Raw genomic sequence first — 3,437 nt, 5'->3', positions numbered from 1 at the left:
GCCGCGCTCCGCCAGCCAGCGCGGCGACTCGGGGACCCCCCGCTGGACGAGGAAGGCCAGCAGGCCGGGTACGGCGGCGACCGCGAACATCACGCGCCAGCCCGCCGCCGGGACCACCCAGGCCGCGACCAGGGCGCCGATGGTGAGCCCGGCCGGGAAGACGAGCTCGTACAGCAGGACGAAGCGGCCCCGTTTGAAGCTCCGGGTGATCTCGCTGATGAAGGCCGCCGCCACCGGCACCTCGCCGCCGATCGCGAGCCCCTGGACGAAGCGCAGGGCCAGGAACGGGGTGAGCGAGGTGCACGCGGTCAGCGCGAGGCTCACGAGACCGGACGCGGCCACGCAGTACGCGATCACCTTCACCCGGCCGTAGCGGTCGGCCAGCCGCCCCGACAGCAGCGCGCCGACGAGCATGCCGGCCGAGCCGACCGTGAGGACCGCCGTGGCGTCGCCCGTGGACAGCTGCCACTCGTCGCGGAGCTCCGGCAGCGCGTAGGCGATCAGCAGCTGGTCGAAGGCCTCGAAGAAGGTGACGACACCCACGATCAGGCGGACGGTGACATGCCAGCGGGACAGCGGCAGGCGCTCGAAGCGGGCGGCGATGGTGGCGCGGGTGGTGCCGGCCGGCGAGATGCCGGAGGCGGCGGCGTCCTTCGAGGTGTCGGTGCTCATCCAGGGTTCCTCCTGCTCCGCGTGGGGCCGGAGCGGTTGGGGAGCCAGGTGTACGGGGTTACGGAGGGGCGGGAACGAGCTGAGCGTACGGGCGGGAACGGCCGCGCGGCGCTCGTGAGCTTGTGAAGTCGCCCACGCGCCCTCGCCGCCACCTCTGTAAGTGCCTAGCTTTTAAGTGCTTAAGTTTTACCGTTCCGGGGGTGCCGGCCGTCAAGCCCCCCGGAGGCAAAAGGAGATTTTGCCGAGGGGGCTTGCGGACAATTACTTAAGCCCTTAGATTTTTAGCTCTGAGGTAATCGATTCGATCGCAGGAGGCCAACTGATGCTTGCCGACGAGGTGTTGGTCGCGGGGCAGTGGCGACAGGGCCGTGGCGCCCTCATCGAGACGGTCGACCCGGCCACCGGCCAGGTCATCGCCACCGTGCACGCCGCATCCCTCGACGACGTCGAGGAGGCCGCCACCGCAGCCGCCCGCGCCGCCCACGACCCCGCCTGGCGCGAGCTCCCCGCCCACCTCCGCGCCCGGCTGCTCCACCGCATCGCCGACCTCGTCGAGCAGAGCGCCGAACAGCTCTCCGCCCTGCAGACCGCCGACACCGGCAAATGCCGCGCCGAGACCCGCGCCCTCGTCCACAGCGCCGCCGGCACCTTCCGCTACACCGCCGCCGCCCTGGAGACCGCCGAGGACACCCTCACGCCCTCCCGCGGCCCGTACGTCACGATGAGCGTCCACGAACCCATCGGCGTCGTCGGCGCGATCACCCCCTGGAACTCGCCGATCGCCAGCGACGCCCAGAAGCTCGCCCCCGCCCTCGCCGCGGGCAACGCCGTCCTCCTCAAGCCCGCCGAGTGGACGCCGCTCGTCGCCCTCGCGCTCGGCCGCCTCGTCCACCGGGCACTCACCGAGGCCGGGCTGCCCACCGCCCTGCTCTCCGTCCTGCCCGGCCGCGGCAGCGTCATCGGCGACGCGATCGTCCGCCACCCGGCCGTGGAGAAGATCACCTTCACCGGCGGCACCTCCACCGGCCGCACCCTCGCCCACGCCGCCGCCGACAAACTCATCCCCGTCTCCCTCGAACTCGGCGGCAAGTCCCCGACGATCGTGCTGGAGGACGCCGACCTGGAGCAGGCCCTCGCCGGCGTCATGTACGGCGTCTTCTCCTCCAGCGGACAGAGCTGCATCGCCGGCTCCCGGCTGTTCATCGCCCGCTCCCGCTACGAGGAGTTCCTCGGCGAACTCGTCTCCCGTACGGAAAAGCTCCGCGTCGGACCCGGCACCGACCCCGGCACCCAGGTCGCCCCGCTCGTCCACCACCGCCACCGCGACAGCGTCGCCGCCTACGTCGACCTGGCCCGCGAGGAGGGCGCCAACGTCCGGTGCGGAGGAGCCGCCCCCGACGGCGAGCAGTACCGCGACGGCGCCTACTACCTCCCCACCGTCCTGGACGGCCTGCCCAACACCGCCCGCGTCTGCCAGGAGGAGATCTTCGGACCCGTCGTCGTCGCCCTGCCCTTCGACGACGAGGACGACCTCGTCACCCAGGCCAACGACAGCGTCTACGGACTGGCCTGCGGCATCTGGACCCGCGACCACGCCAGAGCCTGGCGCCTCGCCCGCCGCATCGACGCGGGCACCGTCTGGATCAACACGTACAAGCAGTTCAGCATCGCCACCCCGTTCGGCGGGCTGAAGGACAGCGGCATCGGCACCGAGAAGGGCCGCGACCTCATCCGCGGCTACCAGCGGCAGAAGTCCCTCTACTGGGCCACCGACACCACCCCCCTGCCCTGGGCAGCCCAGTGAAGCCGAGCGAGAAGAACCCGGAGCCCCCCATGCCGTACGAGAACACCCCCCGCCCACTGCCGGCACCCGTCGTCCGGCTGCGCGCCCTGCGCTCCGTCGAGCTCCGCACCCCCGCCTTCACCGAGTCCGCCGACTTCTACCGCGAGGTCTGGGGCCTGGAACCCGTCGAGCAGGAAACGGACGCCACCTGGCTGCGCGGCACCGGCGAGGAACACCACGTCCTCCACCTCGCCCGCGGCGAGCAGAACGGCCTCGGCCGCATCACCTTCGCCGTCGCCACCCCCGCCGAGATCGACGAGGCCGCCCACCGCCTCCTCGCCAGGGGCATCGTCCCCGTCGCGGGACCCGGCCCCCTCGACCAGGTCGGCGGCGGCTACGGACTCCGCTTCACCGACCCCGAGGGCCGGCTGATCGAACTCAGCGCCCAGACCCACGCCGTCACCCCGCGCGGCCGGGACGCCGCCGTCCCCGTCGGCGTCACCCACACCGTCCTCAACACCACGGACATCGACGCCGCCGTCGCCTTCTACACCTCGGTCCTCGGCCTGCGCGTCTCCGACTGGTCCGAACACCAGATGGCGTTCCTGCGCTGCAACGCCGACCACCACTGCATCGCGTTCAACCAGGCCGAGTGGACCTCCCTCAACCACGTCGCCTACGAGATGACGTCCGTCGACCACTTCATGCGCGGCCTCGGACGCCTGCGCCACCACGGCATCAACCCCCAGTGGGGACCCGGCCGGCACGGCCCCGGCAACAACACCTTCTCGTACTTCACCGACCCCGCCGGACTCGTCTGCGAATACACCTCCGAGGTCGCCCAGATCGTCGAGGACGCCTGGATCGCCAAGGTCTGGCGCCGCACCCCCGACCTCTCCGACCTGTGGGGAACCGCAGGACCGCCCTCACCCGCCATCCGCAGCCACATGGCCGGCACCCCCGACCCCGGCCCACTCACCAC

At 71.8% G+C, this 3,437-nt stretch carries 3 protein-coding genes; 2 read left to right on the top strand and 1 reads right to left on the bottom strand.

The annotated features are described in order from the left end of the window. Nucleotides 1-672: MFS transporter (locus tag JGS39_RS38110; RefSeq protein WP_219574353.1), on the bottom strand; the 672-nt coding region annotated here is incomplete at its 3' end. 322 nt (nt 673-994) lie between these two features. Here JGS39_RS38110 and JGS39_RS38105 point away from each other — a divergent pair. Together JGS39_RS38105 and JGS39_RS38100 are read left to right on the top strand one after the other, a co-directional pair. Then, nucleotides 995-2,476 (top strand): aldehyde dehydrogenase, encoded by a 1,482-nt coding sequence (locus JGS39_RS38105; RefSeq protein WP_219574352.1) that lies wholly within the window; start codon nt 995-997, stop codon nt 2,474-2,476. Nucleotides 2,477-2,505: 29 nt separating this feature from the next. Next, nucleotides 2,506-3,437 (top strand): VOC family protein (locus JGS39_RS38100; protein WP_219574351.1); only part of this gene is annotated, 932 nt, incomplete at its 3' end.

Origin of the sequence: Streptomyces poriferorum (genome assembly GCF_019399235.1) — a bacterium.
In the GTDB taxonomy this organism is placed as follows: Bacteria; Actinomycetota; Actinomycetes; order Streptomycetales; family Streptomycetaceae; genus Streptomyces; species Streptomyces poriferorum.
Note: the sequence above shows the minus strand (reverse complement) of the source record. Positions and strands in the feature narration are given on the sequence as shown.